Source organism: Enterovibrio makurazakiensis (assembly GCF_050336585.1).
Classification (GTDB): Bacteria; Pseudomonadota; Gammaproteobacteria; order Enterobacterales; family Vibrionaceae; genus Enterovibrio; species Enterovibrio gelatinilyticus.
The window spans coordinates 274,076-298,267 of sequence record NZ_JAKJSE010000004.1; the positions used below are offsets into that span (position 1 = coordinate 274,076).

Below are 24,192 nucleotides of genomic sequence, written 5' to 3' on the forward strand. Positions count from 1 at the left end.
CATATACTCATTAGTATCTAAAACGGAAGAGAGAAAAATATGAACTTGGAGCGTTCCGAGCGCATTGAGATTCCGGTCCTGCCTTTGCGTGACGTGGTTGTTTATCCTCATATGGTTATTCCACTATTTGTGGGAAGGGATAAATCAATTCGTTGCCTTGAAGCAGCGATGGACAATGATAAGCAGATTCTATTGGTTGCGCAGAAAGATGCGGCAACTGACGACCCCTCTATTGCTGATCTGTATGAAGTTGGTACGGTCGCGTCAATCCTGCAGTTGCTAAAACTTCCTGATGGCACAGTCAAAGTGCTGGTGGAAGGCCTACAGCGTGCAGAAATTAAAAAATTCCGTGAAGATGACTTCTTTATTGCTGATGCTCAGTACACTGAAACCCCAGAAATGGATGAGCGTGAGCAAGAAGTGCTGGTGCGCACTGCCATCGGCCAGTTTGAAGGTTTTATTAAGCTTAATAAGAAGATCCCACCGGAAGTACTGACCTCGCTAAATGGTATTGAAGAAGCTGCTCGCTTAGCGGATACCATTGCTGCGCACATGCCGTTGAAGTTGCATGATAAGCAGCAAGTTCTCGAAATCGTTGATATCTCTGAGCGTCTTGAGTTTTTGATGACCATGATGGAATCAGAAATCGATCTGCTTCAGGTTGAGAAACGAATTCGAAGCCGCGTTAAAAAGCAGATGGAAAAGAGCCAACGCGAGTACTACCTCAATGAGCAAATGAAGGCTATCCAGAAAGAACTGGGTGAGCTGGATGATGCCCCTGATGAATTTGAAAGCCTGAAGCTGAAGATTGAAGAATCTAAAATGCCTCAGGAAGCCAAAGAGAAGACAGAACAAGAGCTGCAAAAGCTCAAGATGATGTCTCCTATGTCGGCAGAAGCGACGGTTGTTCGCAGCTATATCGATTGGATGGTGAGCGTACCATGGTCGAAACGTTCGAAAGTGAAAAAGGATTTGGCGAAGGCCGAAGAGATCCTTAACTCGGACCATTATGGTCTGGAGCGCGTAAAAGAACGCATCCTAGAATACCTCGCAGTACAAAACCGTATTAATAAGCTGAAAGGCCCAATCCTGTGTTTGGTTGGCCCTCCTGGTGTGGGTAAAACCTCATTGGGTCAGTCAATTGCGAAAGCGACAGGCCGCAAGTACACGCGTATGGCACTTGGTGGCGTGCGTGATGAAGCGGAAATTCGTGGTCACCGCCGTACCTATATTGGTTCATTGCCGGGTAAACTTATCCAAAAAATGGCAAAAGTGGGCGTGAAAAACCCATTGTTCCTGTTGGATGAAATCGACAAGATGTCTTCAGACATGCGAGGCGATCCGTCGTCTGCGTTGCTGGAGGTTCTGGACCCGGAGCAAAACAACGCGTTCAACGACCATTATCTGGAAGTCGACTATGACTTGTCAGACGTTATGTTTGTCGCAACGTCGAACTCGATGAATATCCCAGGTCCGTTGCTTGACCGTATGGAAGTGATTCGTCTGTCGGGCTATACCGAAGATGAGAAGCTAAACATTGCTAAGCAGCACTTGTTGGATAAGCAAGTACAGCGCAATGGCCTTAAGCCTAGCGAAATCAAGATTGAAGACTCGGCGATCATTGGCATTATTCGTTACTACACGCGTGAAGCGGGTGTGCGTAGCCTCGAACGTGAGATTTCGAAACTGTGCCGTAAAGCAGTGAAAGAAATTCTGCTGAACAAAGAATTGAAATCTATCACTATCGATCAAGACAACCTGAAAGATTACTTGGGCGTGCAACGTTTTGATTTCGGTAAAGCGGATGAAAGCAATCGCGTTGGTCAGGTAACGGGTCTTGCTTGGACTTCGGTAGGCGGCGATTTGCTGACCATTGAAACCGAATCTATGCCGGGCAAAGGTAAGCTGTCGCAAACCGGCTCGCTGGGCGATGTGATGCAAGAGTCTATCCAAGCAGCGATGACGGTGGTGCGAACGCGTGCGGAGAAGTTGGGTATTAATAACGACTTCTACGAAAAACGCGATATTCACGTTCACGTACCAGAAGGTGCAACACCGAAAGATGGCCCAAGTGCGGGTATCGCGATGTGTACGGCACTTGTATCTAGCCTAACGGGTAACCCTGTTCGTTCTGATGTGGCGATGACCGGTGAAATCACCTTGCGTGGTGAAGTACTTCCGATCGGTGGCTTGAAGGAAAAACTTCTTGCAGCTCACCGTGGTGGAATTAAAACGGTTATCATTCCAAAAGAGAATGAACGTGATCTGGAAGAGATTCCTGATAACGTGAAAGCAGACCTCGATATTCATGCTGTGCGCTGGATCGATGATGTTCTGACCCTCGCATTGCAGGACAACCCGCTAGGAATCGAGCTTGTAACCGCGAAAAAGAGTGACGCGTAGCAAAAATAAGCAACGTAAAAGGCTGACAGTCAGTAAAAGGCTTGTCAGTCTTTTTTTTGAGGGCTAAGTTAAGAGAAACGCTGCAAGCCCTTAATACATAACAGCTACAGCGTTTTACAGCCTTGTTTTGATAACTAAGGCGATGACTAATTATTCGCCACCGCAAAAAATGGGATTTGTGGTTCGTTTGTTAAAGGGGATGAAAAAGTGAACAAGTCGCAGTTAATTGATAAAATCGCAGAAGATGCAGATCTATCTAAAGCATCAGCGGGTCGCGCACTAGATGCTCTGATTGACGCAGTATCAGGCAGCCTGAAAGATGGTGACCAAGTGGCTCTAGTGGGTTTTGGTACGTTCTCTGTTCGTGAGCGTTCAGCACGTACTGGTCGTAACCCACAAACTGGTGCGGAAATTGATATTCCAGCAGCAAAAGTACCTGGCTTTAAAGCGGGTAAAGCTCTGAAAGACGCGGTTAACTAATTCTTAGTTTTACGATTGCTCTTTGTCGCAGAGAGCCTAGTTAAAGGCTGTAATGTCTGAGACATCAGCGTATAATCGGGCTCAATCAGAGTGTAAAGGCGCATCTCGGGATGCGCTTTTTTAGTTTTTAATTACTGAGTTTTATTTTTAAGACGAACGTTTCAATTTAGCAGGAGTGGCGGCACGTTATGATGGAGCGACTACGCGAAGGCGTAAACAGCATCGCGGTTAAGATCATCTTAAGCCTTATTATCTTTTCCTTTGCCTTTGCGGGTGTCGGTGGCTACCTTGCTGGTGGTACTGAGGCTCCAGCGGCTAAAGTGGGTGATCTAGAAATTAGCCGCAGCCAATTTGAGCAAGCTTATCAAAATGAGCGTGCACAAATGCAATCACAAGCTGGAGAATTCTTCTCAACATTGTTGAGTGACCCTTCCTATCTGGCTCAATTCCGTCGCAGTGTTCTTGACCGCATGGTGGACCAATCGCTTCTTGACCAAGAAGCAGACAGATTGGGTCTTCGCGTGAGTGACGTGCAGATTAAGCAATCAATCCGTGACATGCAGGCTTTTTCAAGCAACGGTGTGTTCAATAACGATCTGTACCTATCGGCACTGCGTCGCAATGGCCTAAGCCCAGATCAGTTTGCAGAATACGTTCGTCAAGACATGGTTCGTGAGCAATTGGTAAATGCACTGCTAAGCAGTGAGTTTGCGTTGGAAGACGAACTGGAAGCCTTGTACAAGCTTGAAGGTCAAACACGTACTGTTCGTACTTTGACACTTCCGTTAGCGGATTTTGCTGATAAAGCAGACATCACAGCAGAGCAGAAAACGGCTTACTACGAGCAAAACCCAAATCAATTCGTTCGCCCTGAGCAGTTCAAACTGTCTTACGTGGAACTGACGGGTGCTGGCGTGGCTGATGTTGCTGATATCACTGATGAAGAAGCAAAAACGTACTACGAGGCGAACATTGCGTCTTACGGCACGTCTGAGCAACGCAAAGTTAGCCACATTATGATCCAAGGTGATGACAGCGCGGCGAAAGAAAAAGCACAGGAAGTTCTTGCTGAACTGAATGCGGGTGCTGATTTTGCTGAACTGGCTAAAACTCGCTCTGATGATACTTTCAGTGCAGAGCAAGGCGGTCAACTTGATTGGTTTGATAAAGGCGTAATGGATCCTGCGTTTGAAGAAGCTGCGTTTGCTTTGGTTAACACCGGTGATGTTACTGACGTTGTGCAATCTGATTTTGGTTTCCACATCATTAAACTGGATGAAGTGAAGCCGTCTGACGCTAAGCCTTTTGCTGAGGTTCGTGATGAGATCATCGCGCGATTGAAGCAGCAGCATGCAGCAGAGAAATTCTATGCACTGTCAAACGAGCTGGCTGAGAAAGCGTTCGAAATGCCTGACAACCTTGATGAAGCGGCCGCATCATCAAACGCTCAAGTAACGAAAACAGATTTTGTCGCATTGAACGAGCTTTCGGGTTCGCTAGCCAACCCTAGCGTTGTACAAGCATTGCAAAGCCCTGAAGTGCGTGAAGACGGTTTGAACTCAGACATTATTGAGATTGCACCTGAGCACGTCATCGTAGTGCGTGTTGATGATGTTCGTCCTGAAACTGTGTTGCCATTCGAAGAAGTGGAAACGCAAGTGACTGCGCTGCTAAAACGCCAAGAAGGCGAGAAAGCGGCTAGTGCATTGGCGGACACTTTGTTGTCAGAATTGAATGATGGCAACGATGCCGGTGTGAATGCGTCTGGTTATGCATTCAGCGACGTGTCAGAGCTTGCTCGTATGTCCCCTGAGCGTGAAGTGGTTGAGTTAGTCTTTACTCTGCCAGCACCTGCCGCAGAGACTAGTGAGTATGGTTTAACGCGTTCAGTGAATGGCGATGTGTTGATCGTGGCTTTGGATGGTGTCAAAGACCCAGAGACTGAGAGCATTAGCCTTGAGAGCCAAATGGCAGATCGCGTAGCGCGTTCAACCGCTAACGCGGATCTTACTGCGCTGATCTCTGAGCTGAAAGCAAACACGGAAGTAACTTATTCATTAAATACAGCAGAGCAATAATCACGGATATTTTGAAGTGATTGCAGTTGCACTGTAATTGACAAGTTACGTCGACGGGGAGCTTTTAGCTCCCCGTCGTTTTTTTGTGCATGGAAATGGAGCTAATGTGAGTGACCCTTATGCTGGAGTGGATTTTGTTCAAATCATCTTGATCATTTATCTATTCACATTGAGGAATCGGACATGTTAAAAACACTATTATCAACGCTGGTGCTGGCTGCAACGTTACTCGCTAGCCCTGCAGTGTCAGCACAAGATGGTGCGCAAGGAACTCCTGTCGAAGTGAACATCAATACGGCAGAAGTCGAAGAGCTTGATAAGTATCTGGAAGGTATTGGTAAAGCGAAAGCTCAGGCTATCGTTGATTTTCGCAATGAAAATGGCGCGTTTGATACCATTGATTCACTGTCAGGAGTCAAAGGTATTGGTAATGCTATCGTAGAAAAGAATCGCGATCGCATCACGCTTTAACTTACGACAAGGCTGTGTGTTGGGGAGCACGCTCTCCCTATCTATTTTATTCTTCGCTTTCTTCTTTCTTCTTTCTTCTTTCTTCTTTCTTCTTTCTTCTTTCTTCTTCTTTCTTCTTACTTGTCTTTGATGTTCTTCTTGGTTTGCGTTATGCGGTTATTGCCATCGGCAGGTTTTTTGTGCGAAAAGCTTGAGAAAAGCGCAGTAGCACAACAGAATGGATAGAGACTTTACGTTTCAATTAGGCCAACTCAATCAACTAAGCTAAGCCAAGGATGCCATGAGCCAGAAACATAGCCACTTCTTTGCCCATCTCGCCAGAATGAAACTTATCTATCGCTGGCCGTTAATGCGAAATGTGTTCAATGAAAATATCTCCGAGCACAGCCTTCAAGTCGCGTTCGTTGCTCACGCACTTGCGTTGATAGACAACAAGAAATTTGGGGGAAATCATTCCCCAGAACGCGTTGCGCTGCTTGCGATGTTTCACGATTGCAGTGAAGTCTTTACGGGCGATTTACCGACCCCCATCAAATATTTCAATCCAGCCATCGCGGATGAATATAAAAAGATTGAGCGTATCGCCGAAGACAAGTTGATCTCTTTACTGCCGGAGGAGTTTCGTGACGATTACCGCCCTTTGATTGATAGTGAAGCAATTGATGCAGACGACTATAAAATCGTCAAACAGGCCGACGCTATTTGCGCGTATTTGAAGTGCTTGGAAGAACTGTCAGCAGGAAATCATGAGTTTGAACAGGCGAAACGTCGTCTCGAAACGACCATGGAAGAAAGGGGCAGTGAAGCCACGGCGTATTTTATGTCGACGTTTGCCGTGAGTTTCGGCTTAACGCTTGATGAGATCAGTGATGAATAAATTTGATGTTTCTCCTGCGTGGGAAGCGCGATTAGCTCAAGAGAACAAACAACGCCGAAATGACAAACGTACGGTGTTTCAGCGCGACCGTGCGCGTATTCTGCATTCTGCCGCGTTTAGACGACTTCAAGCCAAAACACAGGTTCTTGGCGCGGAACACAGCGATTTTTATCGCACGCGGTTAACGCACTCCCTTGAAGTGTCACAAATCGGTACTGGGATTGTTGCCCAACTGAAAGAGAAGCAACCAGACTTTAGACCTTTGCTTCCGTCGACCAGTTTGATGGAAAGTTTGTGTTTGGCACATGACATTGGTCATCCGCCTTATGGTCATGGCGGGGAAATCGCGCTCAATTACATGATGCGCAATGACGATGGTTTCGAGGGAAATGCACAAACGTTTCGAATTGTCTCTTTGCTAGAGCCTTATACCGAGCATGATGGCATGAACTTGGCGCGTCGAACGCTGCTGGGCTTATTGAAATACCCTACTTTGCTTAAGCACACCCGACGTCATCAATTACCTGAAGATGTAAATGCGTTTCGCCATCTAAGGGCGGCGCAGTGGCATCCTGCAAAAGGCATCTATCAAGATGATGCTGAGCGCTTTGACTGGGTGCTTGGCGCGTTATCAGACAATGACGCGGAACTGTTTACTTCGCTGAGACGTGAGCCGACGGATAACCACCATGGTCGCAGTGAATATAAGTCACTTGATTGTTCCATTATGGAACTTGCAGACGATATTGCTTATGGCGTTCATGATTTGGAAGATGCCATTGTCATGGGCATTGTTCAGCGTGACCAATGGCAAGAGGCGGTTGCCAGTAAACTCGCCGAATGCGGCGATCCTTGGCTTGAAACCAATATTGGTCACTTGAGTGAGCAAATGTTTGGTCAGCATCATGAGCGAAAAGACGCCATTGGAGCACTGGTGAATACGCTGTTGACGTCCATCGCCATTGAGCCTGCTGTGCAAGATGGGGTGAATCGTTTTGAGGATCCACTGTTGCAGTGGAATGCCAAACTGACCGACGTGATGCACGATGTGTTGGGCGTACTCAAAGCGTTTGTGAGTGAATATGTGGTACAAAAGCCCGAGCTACAAGTCATTGAATACAAAGGTCAGCAATTGGTGATGGAGTTGTTTGAAGCATTTGATGCTGACCCGAATCGTTTGCTGCCAGAAGCGACCCGAGCGCAATGGCGACAAGATGTTGCTGAGGGAAAAACGGGTCGACGTGTGATTTCTGACTACATCTCAGCAATGACGGACGGCTATGCACAACGCCTCTACGCCACGATGTTTACGGCGGTTAACCAGGGGCCGTTGCACCAGACAAGGTAGGAGTGGGGGAAGAGCAGGGCTTAGGTACAGAGCAGGTTCTAGGAAACAGAGCAGGGCCTAGGGTCCTAGGGAAAGCAGTTCCGTTGATTCATTTACTCGAGCCTGTTTTATTCAACCTCAGAGAATCTCCGGCTAAACAACTGATGGAAAATTCCTTCTAGGACCCTAGGACCCTAGGACCCTAGGACCTTAAGCTCTTGTCATTCCCCTTTCTTTCCATAATGCCGCTCGTAAACCCCTGGTGGCATTTGGCTTATTTGGTATTCAATCATCCCATCAAAGGCTGTTAGCAGGGGCTGATAGCGCAGGGTGTCGCCTGTCATGGCTGAAAGGGCGTGATACCCAGCCTCGACAGTCGATAACCCACCTTCAACTGGCGATTTCCGAATGCGGTAATTTCCTTCGCTAATGTCATCGAGCTTCACCGCGGGCAAGTCATGTAAGTTGCGTGAAAGCTGATACATCTTAAATGCTTTTCGCCATGTGCCGTCGAGTAATATGATACCTCGCGTTTTATGGCTGACCGCTTGCCAGCGAGAGACGGAAGTCGCGTTATCGGACGGGTAGAGCAAAGCAAAGTCGGTGTTGTCTTGTGCCAGCATGGCGTTAAGTTCGGCATGTTCAGAAAAGTCCTCTCCCACGAACAATACGCAATTGGGAAGAGACAACGACAGAATACGCGCGGTGCCAATGGGCTGATTCACTTCTGAAGGGTGTTGAAGCACGATGACGGGCACTTCACTGTCAATGCGTGAAATGAAGTGGCAGATACAGGCCTTATTGGCTTTCCCGCAATGTTCGCAATATCGACTGGCTTTCTTATTCATTACCACGGTACGCTATAACTAAATGAAATCTCGAGCGTTGGAGACACGATTGTCAGTTTCTCGAATACTGGTTCTTTTGGTTGTGATTACCTTGTTCGCACAGGTTCCCGTTGTTCATCAGGCATTGGTTTGGGATCGCCTTGATATACACGCAGGCCAGTGGTGGCGAATCGTAACAGGAAACCTCACTCACACCAATGCTATCCATATGATGATGAATTTAGCTGCGCTGTTTGTGTTGGTGTGGCTTCATCGTGCCTACTATTCATCGCGTGCCTTAATCATGATGCTCGCCAGTATGATGCTCGTCATCGGGCTGGTGATGTTTCTCAGTCCATTTGATTGGTATGCAGGGCTTTCTGGCGTGTTACATGGGTTGTTTGTGTTTGGAGTCGTTAGAGACATTCAAAACAAGGTGCCGCTGGGATGGTTGATGTTGATGGGGGTGGCAATCAAGCTGGGATATGAAGTCTATACGGGTGGCGACTCCATGACTGCGGCGTTGATTGAAGCAGGGGTGGCGTATCAAGCTCACTGGGCTGGGGCTGCTGTAGGCTTAATTTTCGCGTTAGTGTGTAAACAGAGTGGAAGTGAAAATATTCAGGACCTAGGACCTAGGACCTAGGACCTAGGACCTAGGACCTAGGACCGCTTTCCAGCGATCCCAAGTCTTTTTGAGCAATCGTTATTACTGACTATACGTCGATAAGAAACGCTCAAAACGCCCAATCGCGAGTTCCAAATCGTCAACGCGTGGCAAAGTCACAATGCGGAAATGGTCCGGTTTAGGCCAGTTAAAGCCCGTGCCATGCACCATCAATACTTTTTCCTGCATCAGGAAATCCAGCATCATTTTTTCATCGTCGTAGATTTTATAGCGCTTGGTATCAATTTTCGGGAACAGATAGAGTGCGCCTTTCGGTTTGACACAACTTACGCCTGGAATTTGATTGAGTAACTCGTGCGCTTTGTCTCGCTGCTCAAGCAGACGACCACCCGGCAGAATTAGCTCATTAATGCTCTGATAGCCGCCTAATGCTGTCTGAATCGCGTGTTGCATTGGCACGTTGGCACACAAACGCATTGAAGACAGCATCTCCAATCCAGCAATGTAGCTTTTTGCTTTGTGAAGTGGCCCAGAGAGGATCATCCAGCCAGAGCGGAAACCACATACGCGGTATGATTTTGACAGACCGCTAAAGGTGACACAGAAGACATCAGGTGCCAGTGGCGCTATGGAGTGATGTTGAGCACCGTCATAAAGAATCTTGTCGTAGATCTCGTCTGAGAAAATAATCAGATTATGCTGACGTGCGATCTCCGCAACCTCAAGCAGGAAATCACGGCTATATACCGCTCCTGTTGGGTTGTTTGGGTTAATCAGCACAATGCCTTTGGTTTTCGGTGTGATCTTGGCTTTGATGTCAGCCAAGTCTGGATACCAATCTGATTCTTCGTCACACATATAGTGAACAGGGTTACCGCCGGAAAGCGACACGGCTGCCGTCCACAGCGGGTAATCCGGTGATGGAACCAGCAATTCGTCTCCGCTATTTAGTAATGCCTGCATGGACATGACGATCAGTTCGGACACGCCGTTACCTAGGTAAACATCTTCCACATCCAAATCGAGCATGCCGCGTTTTTGGTAGTGCTGAACGACGGCCTTACGGGCAGAGTAAATTCCTTTGGAATCACAATAGCCTTGAGACGTTGGCAAGTTGCGGATCACATCAACCAGAATTTCATCCGGTGCATCAAAGCCAAATGGGGCTGGGTTGCCGATGTTCAGTTTTAGAATTTTGTGGCCTTCTTCTTCGAGGCGCTTAGCCTGTTTCATCACTGGACCACGAATGTCGTAACAGACATTATCCAGCTTGTTCGACATCCCGATATCTTGCATCATGATTCCTGAGCGTAAATTTTGTTATTTGCAGTAAATTACACTAACGAAAGGGGTTATATAAGTAGCTAATAGTAAAAAGCAGCGAAAAGGAGAGAAATCAATGATTAAATCCTGTTTAACCCAGACGTTATGCTAGAACATTCGATTTTCATCATAAACAATAAGGTTGTAGAATAGCTTTCCAACAGGAAATATTATCGAGTTTGTCGCGAATTACCGGTTGTTGGTGTAAAAATCGCCACTTGGGTGATGTTTTGCACGATTAACACGCGTGAAGTGTGTGAGCGCAGGTCGCGGCGGGGTTGGACCCGCTATGAATCCAAGCATATTTCGGTTGCTTGAGTGTCGTTAGCAAACAGCAATACCCAAGGAATCGGGCACTTTGTGAGAATTTAGTGAGGTTAGTGTGACCGATTTAAACCAAGCGATAGCCCAGCTTGTTGATTCCTTGTCGACGTTATCTCCGATCCCTCATCAATTAAGGGTGTCTTTTTCTTGGTCCGATTCGGTCGACCCGATCGAGTGGCTGGATGCCCAACCGATATTTCCCAAATTCTATTGGCAAACGCGTGATACCCGCGATGAAGTGCTAGTGCTTGGTCAAGTGAAGACATTTACTGATCCGCTCGCTGCCGAAACCGTGCTTGCGTCTGGTCAGCGTATATGGGGTGGCCGCTCTTTTGATGGCCGAACTGAGCGCAATCAGCGCTGCTTGCAATCTTTCTTCTTCTTGCCTCAAATCGAGATCGCGCGTCAGGGTGAGTCATGGTCCATTACGGTGAATTTTGGCGATGACCTCCTTAAAACGCAGGCCGCACTGTCAAAATTGACGCTAGTTCCTCCCCCGTTGTCACCGCCTGAATGTCATATTATCTCTACTGAACATTCCCCGTCTTACCCGCAATGGTCAAACATGATCGATCGTGCCCTGGCTCAGATCGATCAGACTGAGCTGCAAAAGGTGGTACTCGCGAGAAAGACGTCTTTGTCTTTAGATAGAACGGTCTCAGCGGCGCAGTTGCTAAAAGCAAGCCGTGATCAGAACAGCGCAAACTTTCATTTTATGTTGGCGTTGGACGCCAAGCATTGCTTCGTGGGCTCGACGCCAGAGCGCCTGTTTCATCGTCGGGCTCAAGCATTATCGACGGAAGCATTAGCAGGCACGATTGGCCGTGGAGCTAGCTCAGAAGACGATTTGGCATTGGCGCAGTGGCTGTTGAATGACAGTAAAAACGCGTATGAGAACCGTCTGGTGGTGGACGACATTTCCTCTCGTCTTACTGATTACTGTGAAACGCTGGCGGTTGAAGAGACGCCGCACCTTGTGCGTTTGCGAAAAGTGCAGCACCTAAAGCGTGCGATTGACGCGGTGCTCAACCCTGATGTGACAAGCTCTGCCTTGCTAGATAGCTTGCAACCGACTGCTGCCATTGCTGGGTTGCCTCGCGAGAGCGCGGTTTCGTTTATTGTTGAAAATGAACCGTTTGTTCGTGGTTGGTATAGCGGCTCGGTCGGGTATCTTGGTACACAGCAAAGCGAGTTTTGTGTGGCGATACGAAGCGCGTTGATGATGGGCGATGCGCTGCATCTTTTTGCAGGGGCGGGTATCGTTCCGGGATCCGATGCCCTCAGTGAGTGGCATGAACTCGACAGAAAAGTATCGACCTTGCTTAGTCTTCTAAAACCGCTTCCGGATTCTACGCGCGAGAAAAAAGCAGGATAATCCTTTTGATGGCAAATCATACCGAACTAAACCAAGCCTCTTTAAACCAAGCACAGCTAAGCAAAGCACCGCTAAGTCAAGCGACATTAAACCGCATTTGGTCTCGCCTTGTGCTGACTTCGTTGGTTCGCTCTGGTGTGGTAGATATCTGTATTGCTCCCGGTTCACGTTCTACGCCGCTCACGCTTGAGGCGGAGCGTCTTAAACGTCACAACCCCAATATTACTCTCCATACACATTTCGATGAACGCGGTTTAGGCTTCTTGGCATTGGGTCTTGCGAAAGCTTCTCAGCGGCCTGTTGCCGTGATTGTCACTTCAGGTACTGCGGTCGCCAACTTGTTGCCTGCCGTGGCCGAAAGTCGGCTGACTCGTGAAAAGCTCGTGCTGTTAACGGCTGACCGACCCCCTGAGTTGATCCAATGTGGTGCGAATCAAGCGATCGGACAAAAAGCCATTTTTGGCGAGCATGCCGACCAGTTCTGTGATTTACCGTCTCCGAGTGAAACGATAGCGCCGACTTGGCTGTTGTCGCTATTGAGTGAATCCTTGCATCATCAGGCGGAAAGCGGCGGTAGCTTGCATGTCAATTGTCCGTTCCCTGAGCCTTTGTACGGTGACATGGATGATGCAAGTCATTATCTCGCCCCTGTTTTGCCATGGCTTAACAGTGATAAGCCTTATTTGACGCTGAGCAAGATGTCTCCATGCTTGGATGATGTGAAAGCCCAATGGCAAAACAGGGTCAGTCAGAAAGGCGTATTGATCGCAGGTCGCATGACGCAAGACGATCGACACACTGTCCAAGTGCTTGCTGATCAATTGGGTTGGCCGTTATTGACTGATCCGCAAGCAGGAAAAGGCTCGGACTATTCAGGATTTGATGTTTGGTTACAGAATCCGGCCTGTGCAGAATGGCTCAAACACGCGGATTGTATTGTGCAATTTGGCAGTCGTTTGGTGTCTAAGCGCTTAGGTCAGTTTATTTCATCTTTTGTCGGCGATTATTGGCTGGTGGATGATCATCAAGGTCGACTTGACCCTTACCATCAGTCGGCATATCGCATTATTGCCTCACCTTCTGTAGTGGCAGACACCTTGATTCAATGCACATGCCAAATGAACCTGCCCCAACCTGTGAATGATTGGGCGAGAGACTTAGCGAGTGTCAGCCAACAGGTTATGGCGTTACTTCATGAGCAATGCCACTCCTCTTCTGGTGTGTCTGAACTTGCCTTTGCCACCGACGTTGCCGATTGGATAACACCTGATTGCGACGTGTTTATTGGCAACAGTATGGCGATTCGTTTACTGGACATGTGCGCTTGTTTGCCGGATGTGGCAGTGTTTGCAAATCGCGGCGCGTCGGGTATCGATGGCTTGATTGCGTCAGCGGCGGGTGTTCAGCGAACACGTCAAAAACCCATGTTATGTCTGCTTGGGGATACCTCTGCGCTGTATGATTTGAACAGTTTGGCGCTATTGGCAAACAATCCTCAACCGCTAGTGTTGGTTGTGATTAACAATAATGGTGGCGGCATTTTCGATATGTTACCTGTACCGGAAGCAGAGAAAGACACTTACTATCGCATGCCTCATGGCGTTGAATTCTCCCATGCTGCTGCCATGTTTGGGCTGAGGTATGCCAACCCGTCTACGTTGAAGCAAGCACGTCAGGTTTGTCTCGAAGCAATGAATCAAACGGGCACGACTGTGATTGAGTTGACAGTGCCAGCAGGCGAGTGCGGTCGCGACTTGAAAGCCCTTTTTGAAACCGTCCGTCATGCCAACCTGTTGTAGCCAATTGTCGGCTCGCCTTTCTGGGGCTAAAGACCGACCCGCTGTTGTGTTTCTTCATGGCTTGCTAGGTTCAGGCAAAGACTGGCAAGGCGTGGTTGATATTCTCGAACAAGACTTTACGTGTTTGACGATCGATCTTCCTGGGCACGGTGAAAGTAAAAACGTCTGTGTGAAAGGTGTTGGGGAGACCGACGGCTTTGAAGATACGGGCAAGTTAGTGATTCAAGCGATTCAATCCCATCTCAATCAACCTTTTTGGCTCGTTGGATATTCCCTAGGCGCACGAATTGGCATGTATATGTGTGCTTTTCAGCGCCAGGCGTTGGCGCGAGGCAAGGCCAACTTACAGGGACTTATCATTGAAAGCGGTCATACTGGTTTACCCGTGAATGAACGTGGCGAGAGATTAGAAAACGATGAGCGATGGGCGCGGCGATTTGCTGATGAACCTATGGTTGATGTGCTTCAAGACTGGTATCAACAAGCGGTATTTTCTTCACTAAATCATGAGCAAAAACAAAGTTTGGTGACCATTCGCAGTGATAACCTCGGAACTGAAGTAGCCAGCATGTTGCGTGCCACATCTTTGGCAAAGCAGCCATTGCTGATTGAGCCCCTGAGAACGAGCGGCCTGCCTCTTTATTATTTTTGTGGCGAAAATGACCCCAAATTTGGTGCGCTAGCAATGCATTCGGGATTTGAATTTCTCACTATTCCAGACGCTGGGCACAATATTCACGCTGAACAGGCCACCCTGTATAGCCAGCACGTAAAACGGCTGATCAATAAATTAACGAATTAATGGAAGCATTATGGCGATTACAACAGGTTTAACCGAACAGGAACTCTATGCATCGGTAGAGTGGAACGACTGCTCTGAAGGCTATGAAGATATTCTTTTTCATAAGTCTGTTGACGGGATTGCCCGTATTACGATTAACCGCCCGGAAGTGCGTAATGCATTTCGTCCGCAAACCGTCAACGAGATGATTAAAGCACTCGCTGACGCGCGTTATGACGAAAAAGTGGGCGTGATTGTCCTGACAGGCCAAGGCGAGTATGCGTTTTGTTCTGGCGGTGACCAGAAAATTCGTGGCGACTACGGTGGCTACCGTGACGACCAAGGTACTCACCACCTCAACGTGTTAGATTTCCAACGTCAAATCCGTACTTGTCCAAAACCTGTGATTGCCGCTGTGGCCGGTTATGCTGTGGGTGGTGGTCATGTGCTGCACATGATGTGTGACTTAACGATTGCGGCTGACAACGCCCAGTTTGGTCAAACAGGCCCGAAAGTCGGTTCTTTTGACGGCGGTTGGGGCGCGTCTTACATGGCACGCATCGTGGGTCAGAAAAAAGCCCGTGAAATTTGGTTCTTATGCCGTTTCTACGATGCACAAGAAGCGTTGGACATGGGACTGGTTAACCATGTTGTGCCTTATGCGGAACTGGAACGTGAAACTGTGCGTTGGTGTCGTGAAGTGTTGCAACACAGCCCAATGGCGCTGCGTTGTTTGAAAGCGGCGTTGAATGCTGATTGTGATGGTCAAGCTGGTCTCCAAGAATTGGCAGGCAATGCAACCATGATGTTCTACATGACGGAAGAAGGTCAGGAAGGGCGCAACGCATTTAATGAAAAGCGTCGTCCTGACTTCGATAAATTCCCACGTAACCCTTAATGAGCAAGGCAATGAGACGCGCGACGGTTTATCGCTATGCTTTGCCAATGGACAGTGGTGTGATATTGCGTCACACCCGTCTTGCCACTCGTGATGGGTTTATTGTCGAGTTGCATCAAGATGGAAAGCAAGGGCGTGGTGAAATCGCGCCTTTACCCGAGTTCAGCCAAGAAACCGCGGATGATGCTGCTGCACAAATTGAGCACGTACTGTCAGATTGGCTTGATGACAAGTTGATCGATTGGGATGCGCTGTGTCCATCAGTTGCTTTTGGTATCACTATGGCTTTGGCTGAACTGAACGGCGAACTTCCAGCACAAGGCAATTTTCTTGCCGCACCCTTGTGTTGCGGTGATCCCGATGAGTTGGTGCAAAAACTGGCTGAGATGCCGGGCGAGAAAGTGGCCAAAATCAAAGTTGGGATGTATGAAGCGATTCGTGACGGCATGGTCGTGAATATGTTTCTTGAGGCAATCCCTGATCTTAAGCTACGCCTTGATGCCAACCGCCAGTGGACGCCAACTAAAGCTCGCCAGTTCGCCAACTATGTGAGCCCTGCATTTCGCTCTCGTATCGTTTTTTTGGAAGAACCTTGCCAAACACCTGCAGAGAGTTTGCTGTTTGCACATGATACTGGCATTGCGATAGCGTGGGATGAAACCGTGCGTGATGATGACTTCGCGCTGAGTGCACAAAATGGCTTAAGTGCGGTGGTGATTAAACCTACGCTGGTGGGCAGTGTGCAAAAGGTTCAAGATCTTGTCGCACAAGCACACGCATTGGGGATGGATGCGGTCATAAGTTCCAGCCTTGAATCAAGCTTTGGGCTTAATCAATTAGCACGTCTTGCTCAATGGCTAACGCCGGGTACTCTGCCAGGTTTAGACACGGTGGATTTATTTGGTGCGCAACTTGAAATACCGTGGCCTCACTGTTCTTTGCCGCTGGTATCGTTGACTGACTGCGAAGTGACATGGCACCACTCAAACCAATAAGTTTTTCACAATGGCCGTGGCATCACTGGATGGATGTGCATCCGGATGCGACGGCGATTCGTTGTGACCGCCAAAACATTAGTTGGCAACAGCTGTGCAGCGACATTGATGGCGTTGAGTTCGATCCTACTCTGTCAAACTCGTCCCTCGTTGCCATTCTCAGTGAAAACCATTACGACACTTTGGTGCAGATGCTAGCGGCGTGGCAACAGGGTTTTGCAACCTTGATGCTAAACCCTGCGTTTTCAGCGTCTGCGCGTTGTGAAATCTTCGAACGTGTTGGTATCGAGGGGTTTATTGACCCATCAAGTGATTTATTAAACGATGCACGAAATGATTCATTGAACCAGCCAGCGTTTTCTACTTGTTTTCGGCAACCCTCATTACCTTCCACTTCCAGGGCCACCGGCTATGATCCCCAGCGTTGTTTGACATTAACGTTAACCTCTGGCTCCAGCGGCTCGCCTAAAGCCGTGACGCACTCTGCCGACAATCACTTGGCTAGTGCGACGGGGCTATTCTCACTCATGCCTTTTGAATCCACCGATTGCTGGTTGTTATCCCTGCCTTTGTTTCATATTTCCGGCCTTGCGATTGTGTGGCGTTGGCTTGCAAAAGGCGCGACGTTAAAAGTTGCTGATACTTCGGGTGACAATCTGATTAACGCGCTGAACGGAGCAACTCACGCCTCGTTAGTGCCGACACAATTGACGCGTTTGGTAGAAGCCGCAAAGCCAACGAGTTTGCATTCGGTCTTGTTGGGTGGCGCGGTGATCCCTCAAGCTTTAGTCGATCGTGCTGAGCAACAAGGTATTGGTTGCTGGTGTGGGTACGGTATGACAGAAATGGCTTCCACCATTACCGCCAAACGCGCTAACGGCGCATTCTCTGTCGGCGCAACCTTGCCATTTCGACAATTGATGCTGTCGGATCAAGACGAAGTGTGGGTGAAAGGGGAAACGCTATCGGCAGGGTACATGGTTGATCGTGCGCTAGTGCCATTGGCTCAAGATTGGTTTCAGACCAAGGATAAGGGCTCATGGGCATCAGAACGCAACGATCTGATGATCATTGGTCGTCTCGATAACATGTTTATCTGCGGGGGAGAAAACGTGCAACCGGAAACGGTAGAGCGCTTACTAGGTCGCTTTGAAGGCATATCGCAACTGTTTATCGTGCCATTGGCGGATACAAGGTGGGGCTACATACCGGTCGCACTTGTTGAGGGTGATACTGATACTGAGGCATTTTTGACATGGTCAAAGACGCGGGTGCCAGCCTATCAATGTCCAAAGGCTGTATTTCCGCTACCCAGCCATTTGCAGTCGGGGGGGATCAAAATCTCTCGTCAGGCACTTTCGGTATGGCTGCATGAACAGATCCATTCACTCCGCAATACCTCGGAATCTAACTGACTTCTCCACGTAACGCTTTTACTGCATTAAACAATCGTTCTGATGAGGCTTCATTCGGTAAGACAGGCGAACCAGCTTCAATGATGACATTGGAGCGACAGCACCTAGGAAGCTTCAGTAAAGCGCGTCCGCCTTCTCGGCTAAAGTAGCTTCCCCATAAGCCTTTTAACGCAATGGGGATAACGGGGACGGGCGTTTGCTTGAGGATCAAGTCAATACCACGCTTGAACGGGATCATTTCTCCGTCCGAGGTCAGTTGCCCTTCTGGGAAAATACACACCAATTCCCCTTCTTCCAGCTGTTCTTTGATTTGATTAAGCGCACTGCGGATCGAGCCACTGCTGAGTTTGATAGGGATTACACGACTGGCTTTGAAAAAATAGTGCAGCACGGGAAGGTGGTAATAGTCTTCGTCCATGACAAAACGAATAGGACGAGGGCAGGCGCCCGCAAGTAGCAAGGCATCCACGTAGCTTACGTGATTACTCACCAACAACGCTCCGCCTTTTTCAGGAATGTGCTGTAAATTTTGATGCTTCACGCGATAAACGCTATGACTGAGTAGCCAAACGATAAAGCGCAGCGCAAAGACGGGCACTTGTTTACTGACATATAACGCCACAACGAGATTCATGACGGATAGCGTCAAAAAGAAAGCGGGAATACTCAGTTCAGCAACACCAAGCAACACAATGGCGAGTATGGCACTGACGACCATGAATAAGGCGTTGTAGATATTGTTCGCGGCGATAACTTGTGAGCGCTCACTTTCCGCTGAGCGACTTTGCATCATGGCGTAGAGTGGCACAATGAAGATACCACCAAATATGCCAATGAATAGCAGGTCGACAAATACCCACCAAAGCGAGGGTTCGGATATGAATTCGACAAACGAGTGAGTGGTGGGCGCGATGTGTGGCGTTGAGAGCATGAGGTGAGCGCCAAATATCGTCAAGCCTAACGCGCCAATCGGAACGATACCCGGTTCAATACGATGACATGACAGCTTGTCGCACAGGAGCGAGCCAAGGGCGATGCCAATAGAAAACAGAGTCAACAAAAAAGAGACTGAGGCTTCATTGCCTCCCAAGTAGATCTTGGCGTAATTGGGAAACTGTGTGAGGTAACTTGCACCCAAAAACCAAAACCAACTGATCCCAAGAATGGATTGCAGTACGACTTTGTCTTTGTGGGCAATCGCTAACGTGGTTTTCATTTGACGGATAGGAGAAAATTTAACCTTTAGCGAAGGGTTGCCTGCACTGGCTTCAGGAATATAGCGCGCACTAAGGTAACCGAGGACAGCAAAAAGCACCACCGAGGCCGCTGCGAGCAGTTTAGCGTCGTGTTGGTTAGCAATAACCCCAGCAACGATGGTGCCGAGCAGAATAGCTAAGAAGGTGCCGGTTTCGACCAGTGCGTTACCCGAAATCAGTTCGTTCGGTTTCAATGTTTGTGGGAGCAATGCGTATTTGACGGGGCCAAAAAACGCCGATTGCGTGCCCATTAAAAACAGTAAAAAAAGCAGCAACATGTAGCTTTCGTAGATAAACGCGATCGCCGCCACGCTCATAATGACGATTTCGACTAGCTTAACGACGCGGATAAATTGGGACTTTTCGTACTTATCGGCGAGCTCACCAGCAAACGCGGAAAAGAGAAAAAAAGGAAGGATGAACAAACCCGCGGCGAGGTTGATAAAGAGATTGGTACTCATACCCAAGGCGCTAGGGGCGGCAAAAGCAACCAGAATTAGCAGGACATTCTTGTAGACGTTGTCATTAAATGCACCGAGTGCTTGCGTGACAAAGTAGGGCAGAAAGCGTTTTTGAGCTAACAGGGCTGATTGCTTCGACATGGAATCTTCTTAAACGGAACCGTTTGAAATAATTAGGCTTCAACCCAGCTAGAGAGATATCCCGTAAGTAGGTTTTCTATCAATTTACCACCGTCGACATGAGCGTCAGTAAAAAGCTTGTCATCCACACTCAAAAGGGTAATACCATGGACGCCAGCCCAAAGTACACGACTGGCTTCGACAACTTTTTCATCACTTTTGTTAGGTGAAAGTTGGCGAAGCAGCGCTTCTAGCAAGCCCGTCATGTTTTGAATTCTGTCGCTATGCCATTCCGGCATTTTGTCGCCTTGCATCGTGTGTTCAAACACGAGTTGCCAACGGTTAGGGTTGGCAGCGGCGAAATCTAGATACAGGTGCGCCAGTGAAAAGAGCGCCTCTTTGGGTGAAGTTGCGTGAGCCAGTTTGTCTTGGGCTTGTTTATGAAGATCATCCAAGGTGCGTGCGACAATATGAAGAAGCAGTATGTTGTAACTGCCAAAGACGTTCACCAAGGTGCTTGGGACGTAGCCGATCATGCCGGCAATTTTTCGAAGGCTGAGAGATTGGTAAGGAGCGGATGCGAGATATTCTTCAACACAACGAAGTGTTAACTCTACCAATTCTTCGCGACTGTGGTCGTTTCTGCGGGCCATTACATCGTGCTGCAAAATAGTGAACAATGTTCGATATTCTAGGAGTGCCTTAATTAAAGGGCAAGTAATGTGCCTCTCAGTTTGAAGATATATACTTAAGCAACTTGAAGATGCTTGCTGAGAGGCATAGGGAATATTAAGAGAAACGTTTGGCGTTTTTGATAGACACTTGGTCGTTTAGTGTCCAAAAGTCATAAATCAATCCGATCAGGAAAAATCCACCCGTAAACAGGTAAAGAATACCGGTAAGCCATTTCCCCATGTACATGCGGTGAACACCGAATAAACCAAGAAATGTGAGCAAAATCCAAGCGACGGAATAGTCATACTGCCCAGTGTTAAAGCGAAGGTCGGCTTCGCGATCCATCGATGGGATCAGGAATAAGTCGATGAGCCACCCAATGCCGAATAGACCCAAGGTAAACAACCAAATGGTGCCCGTGACAGGCTTTCCGTAATAAAAACGGTGTGCACCAAGGAAACCAAAAATCCAAAGTATGTAACCGATAACTTTGCTATGCGTGTCGTTCATAAAACCTCCCCTTGAACAGTTAAGCGGCGAGAGTGTAAATCAACTGTCGCGCAAAGTGACTGATATAAATCGTATTCAGCCACATTTTTTTTTCGAAGTCGCTAAAAGAAGAATACTCACTCGCAAAAAATGGGCTGTCTGTGCGGAAAAGATAAACGATTAGTAACATTTTCCGGGAGGACATGGATTGACTTTATTTGCGATCAGCTTAGCATGAACTTATGTTACGCTTTGTGCGTAGTCTTGAAACTGAACGTAAAGGTTTGCAATGAAACGTTTTTTTGGATTGTTCGCGCTGATGTTTGTGATGGTGGTTTCTGCCCCGCACGCTGAAGCGAAAAAATTTGGTGGCGGGAAATCTTTCGGCAAGAGCTTTAAGACAGCGCCTGCGCCTAAATCTCAACCAACCAACACAAATTCTATCAACAAGCAAAATGACCCGTCTGCTGCGGCGAAATCGTCGTCTAAAAAAGGCATGCTGGGTGGCTTGATGGGCGGCTTATTAGCGGGTGGTCTGATTGCTGCGATGTTTGGTGGTGCATTTGATGGTTTCCAGATGATGGACTTCCTGATCATCGCTGTGATTGCATTTGTGCTGTTTAAGATCTTCAAGAGCATGATGGCTGCGAAAAGTGGCGCAATGAACCAGCCCAATCGTCAGGCTTATGCGGGTAACAGTTCGCAAAAAAGCGATGGCTACTACCATGAGCAACCGCAGTTCCGTGAGTCGACAGCAACGTCTTCTACCGGTGGTGGTTTTGGTGCCGTTAACAATGATGTTCCGTTTAACTTCCCACCTAACTTCGACATGGCAGGTTTCGTAAACGGTTCTCGTGAGCACTATCGTATTCTGCAAGGTGCATGGAATCATAACCAACTTGAAACGATTCAAGAGTATGTGACGCCTGAGCTTTACAATGACTTGTCTGAAGAGCGCCGTAAGCTTGAAGGCGAGCAGCACACTGAAGTGATGTATGTGGACGCAGAGATTGTTCGTGCGGACTACGACAACCAACGCGCCCAACTGAGCCTGCAGTTCAGTGGTCGCTACCGTGATGGTCATGAAGGCGTTGAAGAAGATATCACTGACATCTGGCACTTGGAGCGTGACATGACGCAAGCCAATGCGCCTTGGTTGATTGTTGGAATTCAAGCCTAAGGTTTGTCGCCCTTGAGTGGATAAATGTCTGCTCGTGAAAGGCCGCATAGACCTGTAGACATGAAAAGCAGCTGTTTATCAGCTGCTTTTTTTATTGCTCGTAGTCTGTTTCTGTCAGCCTACACATTGGCGTCTTGGCGTCACGTTCAATCCGCCCTGACTGCTATTTTCACTCAGCCCCTCAGATAGACATAGCTCGTCATCATGCTATTCCACAATATCCCGAGATGTTCTCACCATAAACACGGGAAGTATGCGTGCTGGGAGACATCAATGTTGTTGATGTTTGACGTTAAATATTCTCGTTCGCATATTTGTTGTGACACGGTTAGAGTGTCAAGAAACGCATTCTTGTGGAGTAATAGCGTGAACGCACTGCGAACTCGAACTCATCTTCTGATTGCCATGGCTTTTATCATGGCAATGACCTTTTCTGTTTGGAATGTTCTTCTCAATAATTTTGTCATTGAGAAAGCGGCTTTCACGGGCAAAGAAATTGGTATTTTGCAAAGCCTTCGAGAAGTGCCCGGCTTTCTCGCATTTACGGCGATTTATTTGTTGCTTTGGTTTCGCGAGCAGACCTTTGCGATCCTATTTTTGGCTGTAATGTGTGTAGGCGTGGCAGTAACGGGATGGTTTCCTAGCGAGTGGGGGCTTTATCTCACTACTGTGGTGATGTCGATAGGGTTCCACTACTTTGAAACCGTCAACCAGTCATTAACCTTACAATGGGTTGATAAGGATAAAAGTGCGCATTTCATGGGGCAAGTGTTGGCATGGAAAGGTGCGGCTAGCCTGATTGCCTATGGCACCGTCTGGCTGATGATGGAATGGCTCGGGGCAGACTATAACCTTGTCTATATGTTGTTTGGCTTCTTTGGTCTTTGTGCGGTGCTGTTTCTATGGTTCTTTTTCCCGTCTTTTGAATCTCCGCATGTACAAACTCGCAAACTGATTTTGCGTCAGCGTTACTGGTTGTACTACAGCCTGACGTTTCTCAGTGGTGCAAGACGACAAATCTTTATCGTGTTCGCTGGCTTTATGATGGTTGAGAAGTTTGGCTATTCTGTGGGTGAAGTCAGTTTACTGTTCATTATTAACTACCTCTTCAATATGCTATTTGCCACTAAAATCGGTTCATGGATAGGACGAGTCGGAGAGCGTAGAGCGTTGACGGTGGAGTACATTGGCTTGGCGATTGTGTTTACCAGTTATGCCTTTGTAGAGAACGCTCAAATGGCAGGTGCGCTTTATGTCATTGACCATTTGTTCTTCGCGATGGCGATTGCAATAAAAACGTATTTCCAGAAGATAGCGGACCCACAAGACATTGCTTCTACAGCTGGTGTGAGTTTTACCATCAACCATATTGCGGCGGTTGTGATCCCTGCGGCGCTAGGTTTGGTGTGGTTGTATTCACCGACAGCTGTTTTCTTGGTGGGGACAGGACTGGCGATATGTTCTTTGATTTTGTCTCGCTTTATACCAACGACACCAGATGCGGGTAACGAAGTACGATTTTTCAGCGCGAAGCACGCTCAAGATGTGGCATAAATCAAAATTCTGGCGATTTACCGATATTTGAATACATTGATCGACCAGTTCTTGATCTCGGCACAGATTACTGTCCGTTTGAAGGTCTATATTGACTCAACTGATTGATTGTAAATGATTGCGGGAGGCCTTATGCCATTTACCTCTGAAATGCTTGAAGAAATGAATGTTCTGGTGAAGTTTACGCTTTCAACAGACATGGCTGGAATCAAGGTCCACAGCGATGCCGATCCTATTCTTGTTGCTGCGACTGAGCGACTTTATGAGAAGAAGTTGGTGACAGCAAAAGATGGTGGGTACTTGACGTCTATCGGGCGCGATGCTGTTGAGCATGCGAAAGAAGCGTTACGCATTCTAAGGTCTGAGCCTCAGTAAGCGCTTCTGATTACGGTTTCTAGTGACTTAGCGTTGAAACCATTTTTCTGAACATATAAATATCACATAAATATCAAAGGG

General features: G+C 47.9%; 21 protein-coding genes. 16 read left to right on the plus strand and 5 right to left on the minus strand.

Features of this window, described 5'->3' with window-relative positions; genetic code table 11:
- Nucleotides 1-39: 39 nt before the first annotated feature.
- The 6 genes from lon (at nucleotide 40) to L4D06_RS01340 (ending at nucleotide 7,657) form a co-directional block, all read left to right on the plus strand.
- Nucleotides 40-2,403 carry an endopeptidase La gene (lon, locus tag L4D06_RS01315; protein ID WP_429737612.1) on the plus strand — a complete coding sequence of 788 codons (2,364 nt, stop codon included), beginning with the start codon at nucleotides 40-42 and terminating at the stop codon, nucleotides 2,401-2,403.
- A gap of 207 nt (nucleotides 2,404-2,610) precedes the next feature.
- Nucleotides 2,611-2,883 (plus strand): nucleoid-associated protein HU-beta, encoded by a 273-nt coding sequence (gene hupB / locus L4D06_RS01320; RefSeq protein ID WP_028024906.1) that lies wholly within the window; start codon nucleotides 2,611-2,613, stop codon nucleotides 2,881-2,883.
- Nucleotides 2,884-3,071: 188 nt separating this feature from the next.
- Nucleotides 3,072-4,961 carry a peptidylprolyl isomerase gene (gene ppiD, locus L4D06_RS01325; protein ID WP_429737613.1) on the plus strand — a complete coding sequence of 630 codons (1,890 nt, stop codon included), beginning with the start codon at nucleotides 3,072-3,074 and terminating at the stop codon, nucleotides 4,959-4,961.
- 183 nt (nucleotides 4,962-5,144) lie between these two features.
- The gene (locus L4D06_RS01330) at nucleotides 5,145-5,432 is read left to right on the plus strand and encodes a ComEA family DNA-binding protein (protein WP_429737614.1); all 288 of its coding nucleotides are present in this window, start codon (nucleotides 5,145-5,147) and stop codon (nucleotides 5,430-5,432) included.
- Between the two features lie 280 nt (nucleotides 5,433-5,712).
- Nucleotides 5,713-6,309: a 5'-deoxynucleotidase gene (gene yfbR, locus L4D06_RS01335; RefSeq protein ID WP_274166777.1), complete on the plus strand. Its 597-nt coding sequence runs from the start codon at nucleotides 5,713-5,715 to the stop codon at nucleotides 6,307-6,309.
- Nucleotides 6,302-7,657, plus strand: coding sequence for an anti-phage deoxyguanosine triphosphatase (locus L4D06_RS01340; protein WP_274166776.1), 1,356 nt, complete (start codon nucleotides 6,302-6,304; stop codon nucleotides 7,655-7,657). Before yfbR ends, L4D06_RS01340 begins: the two co-directional genes overlap by 8 nt.
- 200 nt (nucleotides 7,658-7,857) lie before the next feature.
- Here the strand turns inward: L4D06_RS01340 and L4D06_RS01345 are convergent, their stop codons facing one another.
- Entirely contained in the window at nucleotides 7,858-8,484 is a 627-nt protein-coding gene (locus L4D06_RS01345) for a tRNA-uridine aminocarboxypropyltransferase (protein ID WP_429737615.1), read from the minus strand.
- A gap of 49 nt (nucleotides 8,485-8,533) precedes the next feature.
- On the opposite strand from L4D06_RS01345, the gene rrtA reads away from it, so the two are divergent.
- Nucleotides 8,534-9,109 carry a rhombosortase gene (rrtA, locus tag L4D06_RS01350; protein WP_429737617.1) on the plus strand — a complete coding sequence of 192 codons (576 nt, stop codon included), beginning with the start codon at nucleotides 8,534-8,536 and terminating at the stop codon, nucleotides 9,107-9,109.
- A gap of 63 nt (nucleotides 9,110-9,172) precedes the next feature.
- Here rrtA and L4D06_RS01355 read toward each other — a convergent pair whose 3' ends face one another.
- The gene (locus tag L4D06_RS01355; protein WP_274163890.1) at nucleotides 9,173-10,387 is read right to left on the minus strand and encodes a pyridoxal phosphate-dependent aminotransferase; all 1,215 of its coding nucleotides are present in this window, start codon (nucleotides 10,385-10,387) and stop codon (nucleotides 9,173-9,175) included.
- A gap of 409 nt (nucleotides 10,388-10,796) precedes the next feature.
- Here L4D06_RS01355 and L4D06_RS01360 point away from each other — a divergent pair, with 409 nt between their 5' ends.
- Genes L4D06_RS01360 through menE form a run of 6 tightly spaced genes read left to right on the plus strand, consistent with a single transcriptional unit; the run spans nucleotide 10,797 to nucleotide 18,001 of the window.
- Complete coding sequence (locus L4D06_RS01360) at nucleotides 10,797-12,113, plus strand: isochorismate synthase (RefSeq protein WP_429737618.1); 1,317 nt, start codon at nucleotides 10,797-10,799, stop codon at nucleotides 12,111-12,113.
- A gap of 8 nt (nucleotides 12,114-12,121) precedes the next feature.
- On the plus strand, nucleotides 12,122-13,912 hold the full coding sequence (menD, locus tag L4D06_RS01365) for a 2-succinyl-5-enolpyruvyl-6-hydroxy-3-cyclohexene-1-carboxylic-acid synthase (RefSeq protein WP_429737619.1): 1,791 nt from the start codon (nucleotides 12,122-12,124) through the stop codon (nucleotides 13,910-13,912).
- Nucleotides 13,896-14,714, plus strand: a complete 819-nt coding sequence (gene menH, locus L4D06_RS01370) for a 2-succinyl-6-hydroxy-2,4-cyclohexadiene-1-carboxylate synthase (protein WP_429737620.1) — start codon at nucleotides 13,896-13,898, stop codon at nucleotides 14,712-14,714. Before menD ends, menH begins: the two co-directional genes overlap by 17 nt.
- Before the next feature lie 10 nt (nucleotides 14,715-14,724).
- Complete coding sequence (gene menB, locus L4D06_RS01375) at nucleotides 14,725-15,591, plus strand: 1,4-dihydroxy-2-naphthoyl-CoA synthase (RefSeq protein WP_274163875.1); 867 nt, start codon at nucleotides 14,725-14,727, stop codon at nucleotides 15,589-15,591.
- An 11-nt stretch (nucleotides 15,592-15,602) separates the two neighbouring features.
- Entirely contained in the window at nucleotides 15,603-16,586 is a 984-nt protein-coding gene (menC, locus tag L4D06_RS01380) for an o-succinylbenzoate synthase (protein WP_429737621.1), read from the plus strand.
- On the plus strand, nucleotides 16,565-18,001 hold the full coding sequence (gene menE, locus L4D06_RS01385) for an o-succinylbenzoate--CoA ligase (RefSeq protein WP_429737622.1): 1,437 nt from the start codon (nucleotides 16,565-16,567) through the stop codon (nucleotides 17,999-18,001). The genes menC and menE overlap by 22 nt, the downstream gene beginning before the upstream one ends.
- Here the strand turns inward: menE and L4D06_RS01390 are convergent.
- The 3 genes from L4D06_RS01390 to L4D06_RS01400 all read right to left on the minus strand — a co-directional run bounded on the left by L4D06_RS01390 (nucleotide 17,994) and on the right by L4D06_RS01400 (nucleotide 21,023).
- Nucleotides 17,994-19,859, minus strand: coding sequence for an MFS transporter (locus tag L4D06_RS01390; RefSeq protein WP_429737623.1), 1,866 nt, complete (start codon nucleotides 19,857-19,859; stop codon nucleotides 17,994-17,996). The genes menE and L4D06_RS01390 overlap by 8 nt on opposite strands.
- A 32-nt stretch (nucleotides 19,860-19,891) precedes the next feature.
- Complete coding sequence (locus L4D06_RS01395) at nucleotides 19,892-20,491, minus strand: TetR/AcrR family transcriptional regulator (protein WP_429737624.1); 600 nt, start codon at nucleotides 20,489-20,491, stop codon at nucleotides 19,892-19,894.
- A gap of 136 nt (nucleotides 20,492-20,627) precedes the next feature.
- Nucleotides 20,628-21,023 (minus strand): NINE protein, encoded by a 396-nt coding sequence (locus L4D06_RS01400; RefSeq protein WP_274163870.1) that lies wholly within the window; start codon nucleotides 21,021-21,023, stop codon nucleotides 20,628-20,630.
- Nucleotides 21,024-21,291: 268 nt separating this feature from the next.
- Here L4D06_RS01400 and L4D06_RS01405 point away from each other — a divergent pair, with 268 nt between their 5' ends.
- The 3 genes from L4D06_RS01405 (at nucleotide 21,292) to L4D06_RS01415 (ending at nucleotide 24,111) form a co-directional block, all read left to right on the plus strand.
- Nucleotides 21,292-22,182: a Tim44 domain-containing protein gene (locus tag L4D06_RS01405; RefSeq protein WP_274163869.1), complete on the plus strand. Its 891-nt coding sequence runs from the start codon at nucleotides 21,292-21,294 to the stop codon at nucleotides 22,180-22,182.
- Nucleotides 22,183-22,548: 366 nt separating this feature from the next.
- The gene (locus tag L4D06_RS01410) at nucleotides 22,549-23,736 is read left to right on the plus strand and encodes an MFS transporter (protein WP_337992901.1); all 1,188 of its coding nucleotides are present in this window, start codon (nucleotides 22,549-22,551) and stop codon (nucleotides 23,734-23,736) included.
- Between the two features lie 132 nt (nucleotides 23,737-23,868).
- The gene (locus tag L4D06_RS01415) at nucleotides 23,869-24,111 is read left to right on the plus strand and encodes a TIGR02647 family protein (RefSeq protein WP_028024923.1); all 243 of its coding nucleotides are present in this window, start codon (nucleotides 23,869-23,871) and stop codon (nucleotides 24,109-24,111) included.
- Nucleotides 24,112-24,192: the final 81 nt, after the last annotated feature.